20 protein-coding genes are annotated in these 20681 nt (G+C 55.6%); 12 read left to right on the top strand and 8 right to left on the bottom strand.

Annotated features, from left to right (window positions below; all coding sequences use genetic code 11):
* Positions 1-27 precede the first annotated feature (27 nt).
* Genes AB7E06_RS08980 through apaG form a run of 3 tightly spaced genes read right to left on the bottom strand, consistent with a single transcriptional unit; the run spans position 28 to position 2903 of the window.
* Positions 28-1221 carry an FAD-dependent monooxygenase gene (locus AB7E06_RS08980; RefSeq protein WP_427956452.1) on the bottom strand — a complete coding sequence of 398 codons (1194 nt, stop codon included), beginning with the start codon at positions 1219-1221 and terminating at the stop codon, positions 28-30.
* Complete coding sequence (gene mltA, locus AB7E06_RS08975; protein ID WP_230018846.1) at positions 1218-2513, bottom strand: murein transglycosylase A; 1296 nt, start codon at positions 2511-2513, stop codon at positions 1218-1220. Before mltA ends, AB7E06_RS08980 begins: the two co-directional genes overlap by 4 nt.
* A gap of 15 nt (positions 2514-2528) precedes the next feature.
* Entirely contained in the window at positions 2529-2903 is a 375-nt protein-coding gene (gene apaG / locus AB7E06_RS08970; protein WP_427956448.1) for a Co2+/Mg2+ efflux protein ApaG, read from the bottom strand.
* Between the two features lie 117 nt (positions 2904-3020).
* On the opposite strand from apaG, the gene rpe reads away from it, so the two are divergent.
* Positions 3021-3716: a ribulose-phosphate 3-epimerase gene (rpe, locus tag AB7E06_RS08965; protein ID WP_094195354.1), complete on the top strand. Its 696-nt coding sequence runs from the start codon at positions 3021-3023 to the stop codon at positions 3714-3716.
* 55 nt (positions 3717-3771) lie between these two features.
* Here the strand turns inward: rpe and AB7E06_RS08960 are convergent, their stop codons facing one another.
* Positions 3772-5574 (bottom strand): GGDEF domain-containing protein, encoded by a 1803-nt coding sequence (locus AB7E06_RS08960; protein WP_094195353.1) that lies wholly within the window; start codon positions 5572-5574, stop codon positions 3772-3774.
* A gap of 210 nt (positions 5575-5784) precedes the next feature.
* Between AB7E06_RS08960 and AB7E06_RS08955 the strand changes: the two genes are divergently transcribed.
* The 9 genes from AB7E06_RS08955 to AB7E06_RS08915 all read left to right on the top strand — a co-directional run bounded on the left by AB7E06_RS08955 (position 5785) and on the right by AB7E06_RS08915 (position 14538).
* On the top strand, positions 5785-6465 hold the full coding sequence (locus AB7E06_RS08955) for a phosphoglycolate phosphatase (RefSeq protein ID WP_230018843.1): 681 nt from the start codon (positions 5785-5787) through the stop codon (positions 6463-6465).
* Positions 6466-6681: 216 nt separating this feature from the next.
* The gene (trpE, locus tag AB7E06_RS08950; protein ID WP_108728293.1) at positions 6682-8202 is read left to right on the top strand and encodes an anthranilate synthase component I; all 1521 of its coding nucleotides are present in this window, start codon (positions 6682-6684) and stop codon (positions 8200-8202) included.
* A gap of 37 nt (positions 8203-8239) precedes the next feature.
* A complete protein-coding gene (locus AB7E06_RS08945) occupies positions 8240-8803 on the top strand; it encodes an anthranilate synthase component II (protein ID WP_427956443.1) in 564 nt (187 codons plus the stop codon).
* A 3-nt stretch (positions 8804-8806) separates the two neighbouring features.
* On the top strand, positions 8807-9841 hold the full coding sequence (gene trpD, locus AB7E06_RS08940; RefSeq protein WP_094195349.1) for an anthranilate phosphoribosyltransferase: 1035 nt from the start codon (positions 8807-8809) through the stop codon (positions 9839-9841).
* Positions 9838-10638, top strand: coding sequence for an indole-3-glycerol phosphate synthase TrpC (trpC, locus tag AB7E06_RS08935; protein WP_042488673.1), 801 nt, complete (start codon positions 9838-9840; stop codon positions 10636-10638). Before trpD ends, trpC begins: the two co-directional genes overlap by 4 nt.
* Positions 10635-11093 (top strand): HIT family protein, encoded by a 459-nt coding sequence (locus AB7E06_RS08930; protein WP_427956439.1) that lies wholly within the window; start codon positions 10635-10637, stop codon positions 11091-11093. Before trpC ends, AB7E06_RS08930 begins: the two co-directional genes overlap by 4 nt.
* Positions 11094-11539: 446 nt before the next feature.
* On the top strand, positions 11540-13408 hold the full coding sequence (locus AB7E06_RS08925; RefSeq protein ID WP_427956436.1) for a ribonucleoside triphosphate reductase: 1869 nt from the start codon (positions 11540-11542) through the stop codon (positions 13406-13408).
* A 180-nt stretch (positions 13409-13588) separates the two neighbouring features.
* Positions 13589-13771 carry an anaerobic ribonucleoside-triphosphate reductase gene (gene nrdD, locus AB7E06_RS08920; RefSeq protein WP_094195346.1) on the top strand — a complete coding sequence of 61 codons (183 nt, stop codon included), beginning with the start codon at positions 13589-13591 and terminating at the stop codon, positions 13769-13771.
* Positions 13772-13788: 17 nt separating this feature from the next.
* The gene (locus AB7E06_RS08915) at positions 13789-14538 is read left to right on the top strand and encodes an anaerobic ribonucleoside-triphosphate reductase activating protein (RefSeq protein ID WP_249460882.1); all 750 of its coding nucleotides are present in this window, start codon (positions 13789-13791) and stop codon (positions 14536-14538) included.
* Between the two features lie 7 nt (positions 14539-14545).
* Here AB7E06_RS08915 and ubiT read toward each other — a convergent pair whose 3' ends face one another.
* Genes ubiT through ubiU form a run of 3 tightly spaced genes read right to left on the bottom strand, consistent with a single transcriptional unit; the run spans position 14546 to position 16975 of the window.
* Entirely contained in the window at positions 14546-15034 is a 489-nt protein-coding gene (gene ubiT, locus AB7E06_RS08910; RefSeq protein WP_230018836.1) for a ubiquinone anaerobic biosynthesis accessory factor UbiT, read from the bottom strand.
* 24 nt (positions 15035-15058) lie between these two features.
* On the bottom strand, positions 15059-15961 hold the full coding sequence (ubiV, locus tag AB7E06_RS08905) for a ubiquinone anaerobic biosynthesis protein UbiV (protein WP_125277305.1): 903 nt from the start codon (positions 15959-15961) through the stop codon (positions 15059-15061).
* Positions 15962-15979: 18 nt separating this feature from the next.
* Positions 15980-16975, bottom strand: coding sequence for a ubiquinone anaerobic biosynthesis protein UbiU (gene ubiU / locus AB7E06_RS08900; RefSeq protein ID WP_108728773.1), 996 nt, complete (start codon positions 16973-16975; stop codon positions 15980-15982).
* 248 nt (positions 16976-17223) lie between these two features.
* Between ubiU and AB7E06_RS08895 the strand changes: the two genes are divergently transcribed.
* Complete coding sequence (locus tag AB7E06_RS08895; RefSeq protein WP_094195343.1) at positions 17224-17445, top strand: DUF2249 domain-containing protein; 222 nt, start codon at positions 17224-17226, stop codon at positions 17443-17445.
* Between the two features lie 4 nt (positions 17446-17449).
* Positions 17450-18817, top strand: coding sequence for a hypothetical protein (locus tag AB7E06_RS08890; RefSeq protein WP_427956431.1), 1368 nt, complete (start codon positions 17450-17452; stop codon positions 18815-18817).
* Here the strand turns inward: AB7E06_RS08890 and AB7E06_RS08885 are convergent.
* A complete protein-coding gene (locus AB7E06_RS08885) occupies positions 18756-19526 on the bottom strand; it encodes a Crp/Fnr family transcriptional regulator (protein WP_094195341.1) in 771 nt (256 codons plus the stop codon). The genes AB7E06_RS08890 and AB7E06_RS08885 overlap by 62 nt on opposite strands.
* Between the last annotated feature and the right edge of the window lie 1155 nt (positions 19527-20681).

The following is a 20681-nucleotide window of genomic DNA, read 5'->3' as shown; positions in this document are numbered from 1 at the left end:
TTGCTAATCAACAAGGCTCTAGCGGCCTTAGAACAGGAGAGCGCCTGGTTTGATTCCAGCCGCATGAGCAATCAGGCGGCGTTTGACCCAAGGCAGGCGGTCCACCACTTGCATACCGGCATTACGCAACATGGAGATCGGAGCCCCCGGTGCCGCAAACAGACGGTACAGACCATCGGTGGCAGCGCGCATGGCTGCGATAGGTTCGGCGCGTGCGCGTTTGTAGCGATTAAGCACACGCATATCACCCACCGAATAATGCGGGCCGCGCTCGGACAACACCTTGATCAGAGCTTCGATATCGCCCAGACCCAGATTCAATCCCTGACCGGCCAAAGGATGCACGCGATGCGCCGCATCACCGACCAAGGCCACGCCGGGCGACACCAGGCCACTACGCTCAAAGGTCAAAGGGAAACCGTGTACCGGGCTACGCAAGCTTAACTGCCCCAAACGGCCATTCGATAAGGAGAACAAGCTGTTTTGCAGATATTGCGCCTGCTCCTCTGAGGGCATGGCCAACACTTTGTCGGCCTGCGCTTGCGGCACAGACCAGACCATGGAGACTTGCGGCTTGCCATCCACATCCGGCATAGGCAACAGGGCAAGAATCGAATCGCCGGTAAACCACTGCAAGGCAACTTGCTGATGTGGCCGCTCTACATTGAAGTGGGCCACCAAACCGGCATCGCCATATTCACGTCCGTGGTGCTCAATTCCGGCTGCAGTACGCAGTCCCGATCGAGCCCCATCCGCACCTACAAACAAGTCCGCAGTGATGCGTTTTTGCCCGGCAGTCAAAATGGTATTGCCTTCCAGACGCTCGAAGCGGTCTTCAATCCAGGGCACTCCAAATACTTGCAATGCCTGATACAGCGCCTGCTCCATCTGACCGGACTCAACAATCCAGGCCAAATAGTCCTGCGCATCCTGCCAGGCATGCAAATTCAGACAAGCACCGCCATCACCATGCACTTCCATGGCCTGCACCGGCGAAATGCGCTGGGCTGACATCAAGTTCCAGACACCCAGTTGCGCCAAAAAACGCTGACTGGCCACCGAGACAGCATAGACACGGGGGTGATACTGCCCGCCCGCCAGCTCCATAGGCTTGTAGGCGGGGGACAAGATGCTGACATCAAACCCAGCCTTGCATAAACCCAGGGCGCTGGCCATACCGGCCAAGGCCCCACCACACACCACAATCCGTTCTTTATTCATCGCGCGCTCGGTTCTCCTGCCTGACGTGGCCACAGCAGCCACATTTGCCCCTGCTGCTTCATGCGTCCGGCCTGTGCACCCGCCTGATCGCCCGTACCCCAGTACAAGTCGGTACGTGCAGGCCCCTTGATGGCCGCACCCGTGTCCTGGGCAAAGACCAGCCGCTGCAAAGGCTGCTTAGTTGCAGGTTGCGAAGTGGCCAGATACACCGGCGTACCCAAGGGTACATAAGTGGGGTCAATAGCAACGGAGCGCAGGCCAATCAAAGGAATGCCATAAGCGCCTTTAGGCCCCAGTTCCGGGTCCACAATGGCCTCTTCACGAAAGAAAACCATGGCCGTATTTACATTCATCATTTCCTGAACACGGTGCGGATTGCGCTTGGCCCAGGCTTTGATGTTTTGCATGGAGGTCTGGGCCAAAGGCATCTCGCCCTGCTTGGCCAGCCATTGGCCTACGGAAGCGTAAGGGCGTCCGTTATGATCGGCATAGGCCAGGCGTACGGCACTGCCATCAGGCAGTACGGCACGGCCCGAACCTTGAATCTGCAAGAAAAAACCTTCTACCGGGTCTTTCGCGTACACAATCACGGGCGGCTGGCGCTCCGACTGGGCCATGATCTGTTCGCGCGTATCGTACGGCACAATGCGTTTGCCCACTTGCTTGCCACGAATACGCTTGCCAGCCAGCTCGGGATATAAACTGCCCAGATCAATCGTCAACAAATCATCCGGCGCGGCGAACAGCGGCCACTGATAGCCAGCGCTGCGAGTACGGGAAGCCTGGAGCAAAGGCTCGTAATAGCCTGTGACGGTGTTTTGAGCCACCTTGCCATCGCCTGTCAACAAGCGCCAGGGCTGCAACTGTTGCTGTAGAAAATTGCGTACAGCCGCCGTATCTTTGGTGTCAGCGTTCAGGCCCGCAGCCGCCGCAGCTTGGCAGACAGGCTGCCAGGCACGAGGGTTGGCACGAGCAGGCATAGCCAATGATCCACTGACCGGACGCATCAAACCCTTGCAGTTATTGATAAAGCCTTTCCAGACATGATCCAGCGAATCGGCCTGCCAGCCTGGCAAGGTTGACCAGTTCACGGCCTGATAGCGCCCCGCCAGCGCCCGCGCCGGGGTTTCCGGCAGAGCCGACAAGGACGGCACCTGCAAAGGCTGCAAGGCGATATCAGGACCACTGTCTGCGGTGCCCGGAGCCGTTGACGAAGAGCCCTGATCCACAGGCGTGGTTGAACAGGCGCTTAATGCCAGCAGTACGGCTGGCACGCAATAAATTAACTTCATGGCTGGATTTGGCCCTTAGTGCAAGGTACGGGGGGAGGAAAGGATGAACTCCTGGATGAGGACCTCAAAGGGCACACCATTTTCACCTACACATTGATAGCTGCCACGCATGGTGCCAAACGGTGTATTTAAGGGACAGCCACTGGTGTACTCGAAGGTCTCGCCGGGAGCGAGCACCGGCTGTTGTCCCACAATACCCAGGCCACGCACTTCCTGAACCTGCTGATTGTCGTCCGTAATGATCCAGTGACGACTGATAATCTGGGCCGTCTGCTGTCCATTGTTGGTAATCCGTACGGTATAGGCAAACACGTATTGGTTACTCTCGGGCTCGGATTGCTCAGGCAGGTACTGGGGCGTGATTTGCACCTCAATATCGTCAGGCTTCATGATGGATTCCAGGTTACGGCTGTACAAATACGGGGCGCTGCACAGCCCCCCGCTTGAAACTATAATGATGACATATGGCCACGATTTTCGTGATGTCTAATCTTTACGGCACCTATTATGTCCCAAGCCAGCACCACACGTATCGCTCCCAGTATTTTATCGGCTGACTTCGCCCGTCTGGGAGAAGAAGTCCGCAATGTCATTGCCGCCGGAGCCGACTGGGTTCATTGCGACATCATGGACAACCACTTTGTACCCAACCTGACTTTCGGTCCCATGGTCTGTGCTGCGCTGCGCCCCCACACCACCGCTCCCATCGACGTACACCTGATGGTAGAACCCGTAGACGCACTTATCCCTGAATTTGCCAAGGCGGGTGCCGACTACATCAGTTTTCACCCCGAAGCCTCGCGCCACGTGGATCGCACGTTATCGCTGATCCGTGACCACGGCTGTAAGGCCGGCCTGGTGTTCAACCCGGCCACCCCGCTGAACTGGATGGATCACCTGATGGACAAGTTGGATCTGGTCTTGCTGATGTCCGTTAACCCTGGCTTTGGTGGCCAGGCTTTCATCCCCAGCGCCATGGACAAGCTGCGCCAGGCCCGCGCCCGCATTGATGCCTGGACGGCAGAAGGTGGCCAACCCATCCTGCTGCAAATCGACGGCGGTGTGAAAGTGGACAATATCGGGGCCATTCGTGCTGCCGGTGCTGACACCTTTGTGGCCGGTTCCGCTATTTTTGGCCAGCCCGACTACGCTCAGGTCATCCGCGACATGCGTGCTCAAATCGCTTTGGCAGAGCAAGCTTAAGTGCAATGCCCGGCCCGCCAACAGGCAGGGCCGCTGCAAATCCCAGCCACCTTATCTACTGCAGCATCGTACTGCGGTTGTAGCAGCCTTGCTGCATCGTATTGTCTGGCCGACGGCGCTCCACAAACAAGGCATTACCCTGCACCCGTTTGGCCTGCGCCTTGGCTGAACTGGCCAGCTCCGCAATTAAAGAGCCCGAATACAATTCGGGCTCTTCAACAGTAACGACACCTAAAGACAGGCTCACAAGCGGGTGAAACACCAGCACACCCTGGCGGTTCTCAGCCAAATAACCGCCTGCTTGCCGGTGCTCCATTCGATACAAGGACTCCAGCTCTTTTTCCAGCTCGTCCAAAATACCTTGGCAGCGCTCAGCCCAATCCGGGCTGGTAAACACCAAAATAAAATCATCTCCCCCCACATGACCCACAAAGTCCATGCGCGCAACGGCATATCGAGTAAAGAGCTCTGCCATGGAACGCAGTAACTCATCTCCTTTGCGATAGCCGTATAAGTCGTTATAGGGTTTGAAATGGTCCAGGTCCGCATAACATACGGCAAAGCTCTGTCGATTACGCAACAAACCCTCTATATGCTCATCAATGGGCACATTGCCCGGCAATTGCGTCAGTGGATTGGCATAGCGGGCCGTCATGATCTGAATCTGCGTAATTTCACGCATGAGCTCCACACTGGAGCCCAGGCCCAAATATTCATCCGCACCGGTGATGATGAACCCATCACTCAGGGCCTCGCCCTCGCCCTGCGTCATCAAGGTGCCCAGCTCCAGCAGACTGGTATCGCAGTCCACAATCAATGGCGGCGTTTCAATAAACAAGGAGCATGGCTTATTACCATACAGTTCGCGGTGATAAGGACGTGCCAATTGGTCGTAAAGCTGACTACGACGCAAAATCCCCGTTGGCCTGTCGCCCCGCAACAAAGCCACCGCACTCAAATCAGGGCGGCTTTGAAAGAGTTCATAAACGCGATTGGTCGGAGTGTGGTCCGGAACAGCCGGCGCCGCACGCAGCAAACGCCGCACACTCATCGAATCCCGGCCCTGCACTTGGCGCTGGGCCCGCACGGTGGAAGGGCCAAACAAAGCAGCCTGGGCCGGTTCCAATTGAGGGGGAGGGTTGGGTTGGGGCCGACACAGCAAATAACCCTGGCCGCAGGTCACACCCAAATAACGCAAGGTGCGCAATTCCGCCCCAGTTTCAATTCCTTCGGCAATCACAATAGAGTGCGCGTGATTGGCAATATCGCAAATGGAGCGCACCAACTGCTGCTTGAGCACATCGGTATCAATATCGCGCACAAAATATTTGTCGATTTTGACGTATTCGGGCCGCAACTCGGACCACAAACGCAGCGAGGCATAACCTTCGCCCAGATCATCAATCGCAAACTGCAGGCCTTCTTTTCGATATAGCTCAATTGCCTGGTTCAAATAATCGTAGCTGTCGGTGCGCTCGGACTCGGTCAGCTCGACCACCACGCGGCTCCAATCAATACCATCGAGTTGTGGCATGCCTGTACGCGGTTCAATGCGGGCCGAGGGCAACAGCCCCATCACGACATCCGGACTGGAGTTCAGAAACAGTTTGCCGGCCAAACCCTGCTGGTTAAAGCTATTGACCAAAGTATGGCAACATAGCTCTTCCAGATCCCATAAGCGCCCGCACTGTCGAGCAGCGTCAAACAAGGCTAGGGGCGAATAAAAACTGGTGTCCTTCGGACCTCGAATCAAACCCTCGTAACCCAGAATCAAGCCAGACTGCAGATCTACAATAGGCTGAAACACGGGCGTAACTTGTTTTTCTAAGAGAATCTGATGAAATGTCTCGAACATCATTCTTCCGCTCCTAGGGCCTTTCTGAACAGACCATCGAAAGCCAATCTTGTACCAAAATACGGTTTGCTCACTAAATTGATAAGCCCGCGCGCAGTAAGGAGCTTTAACATGATGAATCAAACGAAATGAAAACTCGATTTTCCGGAAACTATTTCTGCTCGACCTTAACAGGAATTTGACAATATTTTGTCACAAGCTCGCTACAAAAAGATGAATATTTGCTCTGTACTGTTTGATTTGGATGGCACCCTTCTGGACACCATTCCTGATTTGGCCTCGGCATGTAATGCCATGCGCATTGACCTGGGTTTGCCTGCGCTCCCAGAGGAGCGTATCGCCACTTTCGTGGGTAAAGGCTCGGAAAATCTGGTCCGGCGCGCCTTGACAGACCTGCCAAATCCCCCCGCCCACTACACCCAGGCATTGGAATCATTTTATTACCATTACCAATTGTGTAATGGCCAACACAGCCGCCTGTATCCCGGTGTACTAGAAGGATTGAACGACTTTAAAAGCCAGGAGTTGCGTCTGGCTGTCGTCACCAACAAGCCTGAACAATTTGCGCGCCCCTTGCTGGAACAAACTGGCTTAAGTCCCTATTTCGAGCTGATTGTGGGCGGCGATACCTGCCCGCGCAAAAAGCCCGATCCCATGCCTTTTCTATACGCCTGCGAGCAAATGAAACTCGCTGCTGAACAAGCTTTGGTCATTGGGGACTCCATGAATGATGCCCAGGCAGCACGCGCAGCGCATATCCCCGTACTGTTGGTGCCCTACGGCTATAACGAAGGCAAGGATGTGCAAACCCTGGATTCCGATGGTATAGTTGCCTCTATTGCCGACGCCGCCATTTGGCTGCGCAACAAAAGCAACCCCATATTTACGTCATAAAATTCATGTCTACTCGCACTCACGCATCCACAATCTACGGCGCTTATTGGCGCTGGTGGCGTTCGTGTATCGGGTAGATATAACCTTGAAGTCTGGCGTCCCTGCAAAGTAGTACACAGCGGACCGCCTCCAGGAAAATAAGCCCGGTAATCACAACGACCGGGCTTTTTTTTGTTTCTGTCCGGCTCGTCGTACCCACTGACCCTCGAGATCCCAATGACAGAAATAGAATTCAATGCCCTAGCAGCAGAAGGCTTTAACCGCATTCCCCTGATTGCGGAAACCTACGCCGACCTGGATACGCCCCTGTCGATTTATCTGAAACTGGCGCACAACGGCCCTGAAGGGGGGCGTTACAGTTGCCTGATGGAATCGGTTGTGGGCGGCGAGCAATTCGGTCGCTATTCCTTTATTGGCTTGCCCGCCCGTACCGTGATCCGCAGCTATGGCCGCCATACCCAAGTGCTGCACGATGGCAAGGTTGTCGAAACAGCCGAAGGCGATCCACTGGAATTTATCGAGCAATTTCAGGCTCGTTTCAAAGTCGCCCTGCGCCCTGGCCTGCCCCGCTTTGCAGGTGGCCTGGCCGGTTACTTCGGCTACGACACCGTGCGCCACATCGAACCGTCTCTGGGCCCGAACCATAAACCCTTCCCTGCCGATCAGGAAGAAGGCGTGCCGGACATCATGTTGCTGCAAGTGGACGAGCTGGTGATTGTGGATAATCTAGCTGGCCGCACTTACCTGCTGGTCTACGCGGACCCGGCCCAGCCCGAAGCCTACGTACTGGCCAAGCGCCGTCTGAAAGAGCTGCGTGAAAAGCTGCGCTCACCCGTGGTGATCCCTTACGCCTACGCCAGCATGCAAACCGAATGCGAGCGCGACTTCAACAAAGAGGATTACCTGAAGGCTGTCGCCCGCGCCAAGGACTACATTGCGGCAGGGGATCTGATGCAAGTGCAGATCGGCCAGGTCATCACCAAGCCTTTCCGCGACTCGCCCCTGTCCCTGTATCGCGCCCTGCGTTCGCTGAACCCATCGCCCTACATGTACTTCTGGAACTTCGACGACTTCCAGGTTGTGGGCGCATCGCCAGAAATCCTGGTGCGTCAGGAAGAACACCGCCAGGATGGTCGCAACCATGAGCGCGTCACGATTCGTCCTCTGGCCGGCACCCGCAAGCGCGGAGCCACACCTGAAGCCGATGCCGCGCTGGCCGCCGAGCTCAAGTCCGATCCCAAAGAGCGCGCTGAACACCTGATGCTGATCGATCTGGCCCGTAACGATATTGGCCGCATCGCCAAAACCGGCACGGTTCAAGTAACGGACACCATGGCGATCGAACGTTACTCGCACGTGCAGCACTTGGTCTCCAACGTCTGCGGCGAACTGCAAGACGGCATGAGCCAAATGGATGTACTGCGTGCCTCCTTTCCCGCAGGCACCCTGACCGGTGCCCCCAAGGTGCGTGCCATGGAAGTGATTGATGAACTGGAGCCCGTACGCCGTGGTGTATACGGTGGTGCGGCCGGCTACTTGAGCTACTCAGGCGAGATGGATCTGGCTATTGCGATCCGCACCGGCGTCATCAAGGACGGCATGCTCTATGTGCAAGCCGCTGCCGGTGTTGTAGCCGACTCCGATCCCGAAAAAGAATGGCAAGAGACCGAGGCCAAGGCACGTGCGGTTATCCGCGCGGCCGAACAAGTGCAATTCGGTCTGGACGAACCTATTTAATCGCCTGACTGCCCCCCTTTCTTGCCGGAGTATTCCCATGCTGTTCATGCTCGATAACTATGACTCGTTTACCTACAACCTGGTCCAGTATTTTGGAGAACTGGGTCAGGAGGTAGTGGTACGACGCAACGACCAAGTCACTCTTGAAGAAATTGAAGCCCTGAATCCCAGCCATCTGTGCGTCTCGCCCGGCCCCAAATCCCCTGCGGATGCGGGCCTGTCGGTTGCACTGATCCAGCACTTTGCCGGCAAGCTACCGATTCTGGGCGTCTGCCTGGGTCATCAAGCGATCGGACATGCTTTTGGTGCCCGCATTATTCGTGCGCAGCAAATCATGCATGGGAAAGTCTCCCCGATTACCCACCAGGGCACGGACGTATTCAGCAACTTGCCCTCGCCCTTTAACGTCACCCGCTACCACTCCCTGGCCATCGAGCGCGACAGCCTGCCGGATTGCCTGGAAGTCACCGCGCAAACCGAAGACGGCGAAATCATGGGCATACGTCACCGTGAATTGCCTATTTATGGCGTGCAGTTTCACCCCGAATCGGTGCTCAGCGAGCATGGCCACGCCTTACTGAAGAACTTTCTGGACCTTTAAATCATGAACACCATCACTCCTACCGAAGCACTGGTGCGCTGTATCGAACACCGGGAAATCTTCCACGACGAAATGCTGCATTTGATGCGCATGCTGATGCGCGGCGAAATGTCGCCCCAGATCTCGGCTGCCTTGCTGATGGGCCTGCGCGTAAAAAAAGAAAGCGTCGGTGAGATTTCTGCCGCCGCCCAGGTGATGCGCGAATTTGCCACCCCCGTCATTACACCGAACCCGGACGAACTGCTGGATATGTGCGGGACAGGTGGCGACGGCTCCAATACCTTCAATATCTCCACTGCCGCTATGTTTGTGGCCGCCTCCGTCGGGGTGAAAGTGGCCAAACACGGCAACCGCAGCGCGTCCTCCTCCTCGGGTAGTGCTGACGTGCTGGAGGCCTTGGGGGTGAACCTGACTTTCTCGCCCGAGCAAGTGGCGCAAAGTATTGCCGACACCAATATCGGCTTTATGTTTGCCCCTGCTCACCACGGAGCCATGAAAAACGTGGCCGCCGTGCGCAAAGAACTGGGCGTGCGCACCATTTTCAATATTCTGGGGCCGTTAACCAACCCAGCCGGAGCAACCAACCAGCTGATGGGTGTCTTTCATCCCGACCTGGTGGGGATTCAGGTCCGCGTCATGCAACGCCTGGGCGCCAAACACGTATTGATCGTACACGGCAAGGACGGCATGGATGAAGCCTCTCTGGGTGCGGCCACCCTGGTAGGCGAACTGAAAGACGGCCAAGTGAGTGAATACGAAATTCACCCCGAAGACTTTGGTATGGCGATGACCTCCAACCGCAGCATTCGCGTCTCCAGCAAAGAGGAATCCGCCGTCATGATTATGGAAGCCCTCAATAACCAAGAGGGGACGGCTCGTGATATCGTGGGCCTCAACGCTGGTTTGGCCATCTATGCCGCCAACCACGCTGACTCCATTGAACAAGGCCTGCGCATGGCTTTTGAGGCCATTGCCAACGGTGCCGCACGCGAAAAACTCGAACAATTCCGTGCCTATACAAGGAATTTACATCCATGAACGACATTCTGGCCAAGATCCTCGACACCAAAAGAGCTGAAGTCGTCACCGCCCGCCAACTGCGTAGCGAGTCCGATCTGCTGCGCGAAGCGAAGAACCGGAACGACCTGCGCGGCTTTGCCAGCGCCATTGAAGACAAAATTGCTCAAGGCAAGCCTGCCATTATTGCGGAAGTCAAAAAAGCCTCCCCGTCCAAGGGTGTGATCCGTGCCGACTTCAACCCCACGGAAATTGCTTCCAGCTACGCCGCCCACGGCGCGGCCTGCCTGTCGGTGCTGACCGATATTCAATATTTCCAGGGTTCTTACGACCACCTGCGTCAGGCCCGTGCCGTGTGCGCGCTGCCCGTACTACGCAAAGATTTCATTATTGACCCCTACCAGATCATCCATGCCCGTGCCATGGGTGCCGACTGCATCTTGCTGATCGTCGCCGCGCTGGAGCAGGATCAACTGATGGAATACGAAGAAATGGCCCACGAACTGGGCATGGACGTACTGGTTGAAGTGCATGACCGCGCCGAGCTGGATATTGCCTTGCAAATGAAGACCAGCCTGCTGGGTATCAATAACCGTAATCTGCGCACCTTTGAAACCAGCACCCAGAACACCTTGGACCTGCTGCCCTTCATTCCTAGCGAAAAACGCGTTGTGACCGAAAGCGGTATCCACACTATTGAAGATGTGGCCCTGATGCGTGAAAACCAGGTGCAAGCCTTCCTGGTGGGCGAAGCTTTCATGCGTGAACCTGATCCGGGCGTCGCCCTGCAAAACCTGTTCTTCGGTCAACCTGCATGAGCTCCACCGCTTGCCCTCTGTGCGCCTTGAAACCCGATCAATTGTTATGGTCGGGTGCAGGGCTGCAGGTGCTGGCTGTCACAGACAGCCCATTTCCTGGCTATACGCGAGTGATCTGGCAAGAGCACGTGGCTGAAATGACAGATTTGTCGGAGGAACAGCGGCAATACATCATGGCGGCGGTCTACGTGGTCGAACAGACTCAACGTGAGCAGTTGGGGGTCACCAAGATCAATCTGGCCCAATTCGGGAATCAGGTGCCGCATCTGCACTGGCACATCATCCCACGCTGGACGGACGACCCTTTCTTTCCGGACTCGGCCTGGTCGCCCGCCCCCGCACGCACAGAAGAACAAAAACAAGGCTGGGCTTCCCACGAAGAACGCCTGCTTGAGCAAGTCAGCCAGTATCAGCAAGCACTGTGTACTGCGCTAAAAGCACGATTCAAGCACTAAACCCGCTATTCAAGAAGTACCCGCTGGCCTATGAAAAGGCAGCGGGTATTTTTGTGCCTCCCAAAAAAGAGACGGCGCACAATAACTGGCAAGCACGCCGCCCATCCATAAGGCGCACTGACGCGTTATTGCACCGACAAGAGCAAGCCTGCTCTTGCGCTACTTACTCGCAAACCACATAAACTGCTTGCTTGCTTGGCATGGTCATAGCCACCTCTTTGCGCTTGAGAGCCCGGCCTTCTCGCCGTCACACACCCTCCACATCAGAACGATACGGGCAAGCCGCGTCCTGCAACCTCCTTCCGACAAGATCGCTGCTCTTGTCACTTCAAGCACAGAATTAACCTAGATCAAGCCTAGGCGACAATCGTCTGGCCCCACCAAAAACCACCATATATAGTGTCGTAAATCCTAAAAATCACTATATATAGTTTTTGGCGAAAAATATGGCTACCCAGGAAACCGCATCGCGTCCAACTGCTCAGCTGGATATCATCCGCTCCATTACTGAATATCTGGACCGCCAGGACTGGCGCGTCCAGGCCAATGCCAACCAGGGTTACTCGCTGGGCGGACTGATTCTGAACAGCTCGGGCAAGATGATTGCCAACTACTGGCTCAGCCATGTGTACCCCGAAGCCATCGGCCAGGCACACCGTCAGGCCGACCTGCATATCCACGATCTGGACATGCTCTCGGGCTACTGCGCCGGCTGGTCCTTGCGCACTTTCCTGAATGAAGGGCTCAATGGCGTACCCGGAAAAATCGAATCCGGCCCACCGCAGCATCTAAGCAGTGCAGTTGGCCAGGTCGTCAATTTTCTGGGCACCCTGCAAAACGAATGGGCTGGCGCCCAGGCTTTCAGCTCCTTTGATACCTATATGGCACCCTTCATCCGCAAGGACGACCTGAACTACAAGCAGGTGCGCCAATGCATGCAGGAACTGATCTACAACCTGAACGTACCCTCGCGCTGGGGGACGCAGACACCCTTTACCAATCTGACCTTTGACTGGGTATGTCCCGAAGACTTGCGCGAGCAAGTACCTCAAATCGGTGGCGTAGAAATGCCGTTTTGCTACGGAGAGCTGCAAGCCGAGATGGACATGATCAACCAGGCCTATATCGAAGTCATGAGCGAGGGCGATGCCCGGGGACGTGCCTTCACCTTCCCGATTCCCACCTACAACATCACCCGGGATTTTGACTGGCACAGCCCCAATGCCGAGCGCCTGTTTGCCATGACGGCCAAATATGGCCTGCCCTACTTCCAGAACTTCATTAACTCTGAACTGGAACCCAATATGATCCGCTCCATGTGCTGCCGCCTGCAACTGGATCTGCGTGAACTACTCAAACGCGGCAATGGTTTGTTTGGCTCTGCCGAGCAGACCGGCTCCCTGGGAGTGGTCACCCTGAACTGCGCCCGCCTGGGGTATCAGTATCCAGGTGATGAAGCAGGCCTGTTTGCCCGCTTGGATGAACTGCTGGAAATGGGCCGCGACAGCCTGGAAATCAAGCGTACCGTGATTCAGCAGCATATGGACCAAGGGCTGTTTCCCTACACACGCCGCTATCTGGGCACCTTGCGTAATCACTTCTCCACACTGGGAGTGAACGGCATTAACGAGATGATCCGCAACTTTACCCAGGACAAGCAGAATCTTTGCACGCCGTGGGGACACCGCTTTGCCCTGCGTTTGCTGGATCACATTCGGGCGCGCATGGTGGAATTTCAGGAAAGTACCGGCCACCTGTACAACCTGGAAGCCACCCCTGCCGAGGGCACCACCTACCGCTTTGCCAAAGAGGACCGCGCCCGCTGGCCCGACATTCTGCAAGCAGGCACCGAGCACATGCCCTACTACACCAACTCCTCACAGTTGCCGGTAGGCTTTACCGAAGACCCCTTCGAGGCATTGGAACGACAAGACGAGTTGCAAGGCAAATACACCGGCGGCACCGTGCTGCACCTGTACATGACCGAGGCCCTGTCCAGCACCGATGCCTGCCGTAATCTGGTGCAACGAGCCTTGAACCGCTTTTCCTTACCCTACATCACCGTCACACCTACTTTTTCCATCTGCCCTAAACATGGCTATCTGTCTGGAAAACATGAGTTTTGCCCGCATTGCGACAGCGAATTGCTGGCTAACAAGATAGCTCAGGCCAGGGTCGAAACTGACGCTCAAAACGACGCGGGCGCGGAAACCTCAATGCGGTCGCAGGCAGCAACACCGACACCGACACCGACACCGACACCGACACCGACACCGACACCGACACCGACACCGACACCGACACCAATCCATTAAATCCGATCTCTTCGAACAGATCCTTTTTGCCAAGACCAGCTAAACCCAACCCACTTAGCTCAGCGAAAGCCAGATTCTTCACTTTCCTCAGCATGCATCTACACAACCCACCTCTTGGCACACACCTCGGCTAGTCACATCCGCTTAGCGTGACGGCCTTTTTTATCCAGGGAGTTACTCATGAACACCGACACCATCACTCTTGAAGATTGCGAACGCCAGCCCTGCGAAATCTGGACACGCGTCATGGGCTATCACCGCCCCATGTCATCCTTCAATATTGGCAAGCAAGGCGAATTTCATGAGCGCCGCTACTTCACCGAAGCCAGCGCCTCTGTAAGCAGCACTGGCCCCAATCTGTAAAAATCTGGTTAAGTGACATGATTTACGCCACGCGCCATCTTTACCCGGCCAAGCCTGCTCGCAAAGAGGCATTGAAAGTGGGCGGCTGTACCCCTTTCTCGGCTACGGATTACCCCGGCCAGTTAGCCGCTGTCATCTTTGTGCAAGGCTGTCCCTGGCGCTGTGGCTACTGCCATAACCCTCACTTGCAAGACCGCAGGCCAAACAGTGCTATTGATTGGAACGCCTTGCTGGATTTTCTGAATCGCCGCGTCGGCCTGCTGGATGCTGTGGTCTTTAGCGGTGGCGAACCCACACTGGACCCAGCCCTGGGTTCCGCCATACGCGCAGTGCGTAGACTAGGTTTCAAAATCGGTTTACACACAGCAGGCACACATCCAGCCAGGTTGCTGGAAGTCCTGCCGTGGGTAGACTGGATAGGTCTGGATATCAAAGCCGAGTTTCAACACTACGACGCCATCACGCAACGCAGTAATAGTGCGGCGGCGCCGCTACGCAGCTTGCAGTTGCTGCTAAACGAGGATGTCCTGTTTGAATGCCGCAGCACCATTCACCCCCAGCTGCATAGTCCAGTATCGGTACTGGCTTTGGGGCAACACTTGCATGATTTGGGCGTACAGCGCTATGCCGTACAGATTTTCCGCAAGCAAGGCTGTAATGATGATTTCCTGAATGAAACTGGGCAGGCCTCTCAGGCCTACCCAGGAACAGAGGTCTTGCAAAACCTGCAGAAGCTGTTTCCGCATTTTGAAGTGCGGCGCTCTTAAGAGAGAGTTATGAAGAGGCAGGCGTACGAATCGGGCGGCGCAGCACATCCTGTAAAGCCGCTTTCCCCTGCTTAATCACCGCACGCGGATGCAGAATGTCGGGGTCCAAGGCGTCCAGGGTGTTTTTCACCATCAGGCCCAGCTCCGTATCACCTTCAATCGATAAACGTCGATTGAAGAACAAGGTATCCGGATCTTCCTGCCGCTGTAAAAGCTGATAAAACGCCCAAAGATCTGCTTTCAGAATCAGGTCCGGACTCTGCGCGCACGCAGACAAAGGGTAAAAAGCGCCCTGACGCCAGGTGTAGTCAAACGCCAAACCAGCATCCGCCACTTGTATGCGTAAAGCCCGGCCTTCCAGTCGCTCCGCAATATCAGCAGGCAAGTGCGGACGCATCAGCACGTTCAAACCCGTACAAAACAAGCGGGAGCCGGGCCAAGGCGGCAAGCGGCTTAAAACACCAGCCACCACAGCGGGCAAACGAGGAGTCGTCATTTCATTCACTCTTGCATCCTTCCCTTAAAAACGCTCGGACACCGGCGCCACCCATTCAAGACCGGGACGACCATGCCAGAAACCGTTGCAGGCTTTAGCGGGCAGTAAAGGCAGCATGTCCTCGTGGGCATCCGCCGCTTGGATACGTCCTTGCACGACATCCTTAAACAAATGCACCACCGCATCCATATGTTGAGACTGCGGACTCAAGCGCAGCATGTCCACACCCAAGTCGCGCAAATCCTGTATCTGCTCCAGCAAGGTGTACACCCAGGCAGATTGAGTCTGAATACCGTTGATCGTCAAAAATCCCTGCCCTTCACGGGTTTCCAGCAACAGGCCATCGGGATAGTCCATGCACACGTACTGACAATTATCCTTAGGCAAGTTGCGGTTACGTGCGGCAAAGCAACGAGCCGAAAAAGCCAGAGGTAAACGCCCGAAGGCGAAGACCTCGGTTTCCAAGCCGGCAGGCCTGTCTTGCTGCAGTTGTGCCAATCCCGTACGCCCCATTTCCAGGGGCATCACCCAGCGCACAGCGCCTTGAGAGGCAATCAAATCCAGCACCGGCCCGTTATAAACATTCAAAAAAGGGCCGGCGACAAAGTCCCGGCCCTGCATCAAACGTACTGCACCCATATCATTGGCTTCGACCAGATAATCGGCCTGCTCGGTGACCTTGCGTAGCGTATTCACGTCCCGCCCCGACTCCAGCAAAACCTGGCTGGACAGAACCGGCACCTTGCCAGCCTGAGCCAGCATCTGTGCAATATCCAGCCAATCATCCAGCCGTAGCTCGTGACGGCGTGAACATACGGTTTCGCCCAGATACACCACCTCTACCGGCCAATCGCAGGCCGACTCATAAAACTGCATGGTGGCAACACGGGACCAGTAGTACTGCAAGGGGCCTAAAGATAATTTCATGTTTGAGCCTCCCATGCTCTACTTCCAGGGCCGAGAATAGGCACCCAGCGTATGTTGCTGCCCTTCGGCCAATTTGTTCAAAGCCCCCATCCAGGCTGGATGGACGGAATAACGGGCTGGCGTGGATTTGGCTGAGTCAATGGCTTGACGCCAAACCTGGGTAACTTGAGCCACATAAGCCGGGCTGCGCTGTCGGCCTTCAATCTTGATTGCGCTAACACCCGCCGCCAGCAACTGTGGCAACAAGGACAAGGTATTCAGACTGGTGGGCTCTTCCAGGGCGTAATAGTTTTCGCCCGCCACATCAAAGCGCCCTTTGCATAAAGTAGGGTAAGCCGCGTTCTCGCCATCCTGATAACGGTCGATCAACACACCATTCAAACGTGATTCCAGGCCCTGATCAGTTTGTTCCCAACGCACATGCCCGGCGGGAGAACAGACTCCATGCGTATTGGGCGATTCACCGGTGGCATAGGAGGACAAGGCACAACGGCCCTCCACCATCACGCACAAGCTGCCAAAACCAAAAACTTCAACCTGAACAGGGACCTGCTCACAGACCTGTTCCACTTGGGCCATGGACAAGACACGCGGCAAGACCACACGCTGAATACCAAAGTTCTGGTGGTAATACTTGATAGCTTCCGGGTTGGTGGCTGAGCCTTGCACCGACAAGTGCAAGCGCAAATTAGGATGTGTCTGGCTGGCATACGCCATCAAACCAGGGTCTGCCATGATGACTGCATCGACCTGAGCCTGGGCAGCCCGGTCCACCGCGTCGCGCCACTGCTGCCAGGCATTAGGTTGCGGATAGGTATTAAGAGCCAGCAAAACCTTGCGGCCGCGCTGATGTGCGTAATCGATCCCTTGTGCAATCGCCTGCGCATCAAAATTAAGCCCGGCGAAGTTCCGGGCATTGGTGGCATCCCGAAACCCCAAGTAAACACTATCGGCGCCGTTATCAATCGCCGCTTTCAAGGCAGGCAGGCTGCCTGCAGGACAAACCAATTCCATCTGCGGGTTATCGGACGCGGCTAAAGCCGTGGACGCAGTATTCATGACATTCCCCGATCAGCAATCTGGCCAGGGCGAATCCTGGCTCGACAAGACCACCACTATGCCTGCTCTGAAATGAAGGGGCCTTAACGCATATCAAATTCTTCCCACCTCCTGACCCTCGGCAAACAAGTCCCACTTTGCCTGCGCCATCGGCGGTCAGAATAGTCCACAATGCTTTTCAAGCCTTTCGTGCTGGAGTTTTGATGACACAGACTGAGATCACACTGGATACTCGCGGCCTGCCCGCACCCGAGCCCATGGAGCATTGCCTGGAAGCCCTGGCCGAACTGGCCCCCACCCAGGCTTTGCTCATGTGGCTGGATAGAGAGCCCTTCCCTTTATATGAAATTCTGCGGCGCAGTGGCTTCAAGTATCAAGGCACACACCAAGAAAACGGCTTTCGGCTCATCATCCGCAGGAACTAAATCTATGCAACGCGCTTTATCGCTGGATCAATCGCCCTCTTTGTCCCTGACCTTGCCCCTGTTTGCGAACGTCCCTTTTTTTGGACTGCTGGCTGCCTTGCTGGCGCTCTATAGCGGACCGGAATTGTTCAACTCCCGCTGGCACCCGGCTACCTTGGCCTTGACCCACGCCTGGACCTTGGGGATCGTGGGCAGCGCCATGTTTGCCTCTTTGACGCATATTTTGGCGGTGGCCTGTAATGTGCGTATTCAGGTATCAAGCGGTCGGGCTCTGGTTTTCTGGAGCTTGCTCAGCGTCGGCACACTGCTCCTGATGACAGGCTTCCTTAGCTGGCAAAGCTGGACATACACGCTGGCGGGCATTTTCCTGGCTCTTGCTCTGGGAGGCTATCTGCTGACGGTCATGTTGGCCTTGTGGCACTCTCGGCGCGACGTCTTTCGCGGAGCCAAAGAGATCGTCGCCCCTATCCGACTGGCGTTGCTGGGGCTGTTGCTGACTGTCTTGACCGGACTGGCCATGCTGGTTGCGCTGGCAAGCGAACAAGCCGTCGCCAATCTACTGAACCTGCACATGATGATGGGTCTGGCCGCCTGGGCAGGCTTACTACTGCTTGCCATGTCATTCCAGTTGCTGCCCATTTTTCAAATCACCGAGCTTTACCCTGCCCCCTTGGTGCGTTGGCTACCTTGGGTTGTCAGCGCGTTGCTGATCGCGCAGTGGGCCTTGGCCTCTTTGCCTGGCTCCTGGCTACCTGTGCGTGATCTGGTCACCTACCTAATCTTCCTAAGCTACGGTTTATGGGCAGTGATCACTTGGGCGCGGCTCTGGCAACGCAAGCGTCCAACAGCAGGAGCCAGCACCTTGTTCTGGTATAGCTCCTTAAGCAGCCTGTTGATTGCTGTGCTTCTGAACTTCTGGACTCACAACCCCGCCGCTTCCAACGCAGAACTGGCGATAGGAGTGTTGCTTATTATGGGAGCCTTAGGTTCCGTAGTGTGTGGAATGCTCTATACCATCGTGCCCTTTCTACTTTGGCGCGAGGCACAAAAGCATGTCAGCTTGGACACCGAGAATACCGAGCACACACGCGTCCTCTTGCGCTTCATCCCCAAGACTGCCAACTACATCCCCGCATCCACCGCCCGAGCTCACTGGGCTTTGCATAGCCTAAGCCTGGCGCTTTGGACCGGTGCAAGCTTGGGTATCGAATCTTTCACGTGGATAGCCGCACCTGCCTTGCTACTGTCCTTTGCGATCTTGTCGTGGAATCTCTGGACAGCCTGGCAGCGCTACCGCAATAGCCTACATGCTATCCGCGCATATCAGGCAGAGCACCATATTGCCGCAAAGCCGCACTGTCCAGAATCGTAAAATTACGCCGCTGAACCCGAATCAGATCCCGGTCCATCAAATCACGCAAAGTACGTGACAAATGCTCCGGGGTTAGATTCAGGCGGGAAGCAATCACAGACTTGCCTACCTCTATCTTGAAAGGCACGCCTTCTTCGCCCGGCCACTCTTGCAAAAGATAACTGACTAAACGCTGCACACCATTTTGCAAGGTATAAGCCTCCAGCTCTCCCATCAAACGGTAAAGTCGCTCACTTAAGCCAGCCAGCATCAGACGAGCAACGTCACTGCCTTTGCCCAACTGCTCCATCAGAGTGTCGCGGTTGATATGCAATAACAGAGAATCCACCAATGTCTGGGCCGTCACAATGTAATTGCGCCCCATGAACATCAACGCCTCTCCAAATCCCTCACCTGGGCCTACCAAACGTACAACACGCTCGGCCCCCGTGGACGAGACAAATACTAGTTTCACCCGACCATAGACCAGCATATGAAAGCCCAAACAAGGGTCGCCGCTGTGAAATAAAGTCGTTCCACGCAAAGCGTGCACTTCCTGAGTGCCTTTAGCGATAGGCTCCAACTGCTCTGGGGGCAACTCCTTGAATATGGGCAGATGAGCCAATTGAGCCTGTATGCGTTTCCAACGGCCAGGCCCTTCCCCCTGCGCTAGCTTGGTGTCTGATAAATCTTCATTGCTTGCCGGTGAAGCTGTGTCTTGAGCCGCCATATCTTTTCCATAGACCAATAGAACCATCGCTAGACTGACACACTCCTTTCCTTCTTGTTCAGATTCGCTCGGCGCCTGATTGATACACGTCAAACGGATAAATCGAGGCATTCAGGAGAAAGTAAAAGGCTGTCAGAACGGTTAGTTCAACATGACTTAAGAACAGATCCAAGCAAGAAGCGGTCAAATTTGACCATGTTAGAGGTAAGGAATATGAGATGGCAGAGTTGATTGAAACAAGCGCGTTACCCACATCTTCTTAAATGCTGAATAAACGCAATCCACCTAACAGGCCTGACAGCTCCGAGACCAGAGGAGGATCGGTAACCGAAACGGGCTGATGGTGATGCAGGTGTGCAGAGCTATCAACAATAGACGCTCCACGCAGCTAGAGTCAGGCAAGCACCATGACGATGGAAGCAATGGCGGGTAACAGCCGTACAGCAGGAAGGAAGATCAGTAACCGAAACGGGCTGATGGTGATGCAGGTGTGCAGAGCTATCAACAACAAACACTCCACGCAGCCGGAGTCAGGCAAGCACCATGACGATGGAAGCGACGGTGGGTAAGCGAACAGAGGAAGGAAGGTAGGTTAAGAAGCGCCCGGAATGAGTTTTTACGGGTGGGATGGAGGGGTGTTGTAGAAGAAGAATGGGGAAGATCCAGCGTCCCCCCAGCCGATAGACCATCAGCTCGATCAAACCAAAGGCTTTCTTGGCTCACTGGATGCCAATCCACGTAACTACCCAAGGCAAGCCGAAGAAGACGGGGCGGACAACAGCCATACAGAGGAAGGAAGGTGAGGCTGAAGGCCCCGACCTGTATTGGCAGCACCGGATGCTACGCGGGGGAGTTACCCGAGGGGCAAGCCGAAGCAGACACGAGTAAGCCGTACAGAAGAAGAAGGGAGACAAGGTGCCCAGAACGGGCCAGGAGGAAGGAAGGGGCGTCCGACCGATGATCGCAGGGATCCGGTCTTTACTGCCGCCAGAACACGGCTGAGCAGCCGTGTGTACGCGCGGTGCGCGTAAAAAACAAAACCCCCGCAAGGGATACTTGCGGGGGTTTTGAGCAATAAGAGCTTGACGATGACCTACTTTCACAGACGTCCGTCCACTATCATCGGCGCAAAGGCGTTTCACAATCCTGTTCGGG

Origin of the sequence: Alcaligenes sp. (assembly GCF_050255915.1) — a bacterium.
Classification (GTDB): domain Bacteria; phylum Pseudomonadota; class Gammaproteobacteria; order Burkholderiales; family Burkholderiaceae_B; genus Alcaligenes; species Alcaligenes aquatilis.
The sequence above is the reverse complement of the archived record's forward strand: the minus strand, read 5'-3'. Positions and strand labels throughout refer to the sequence as shown.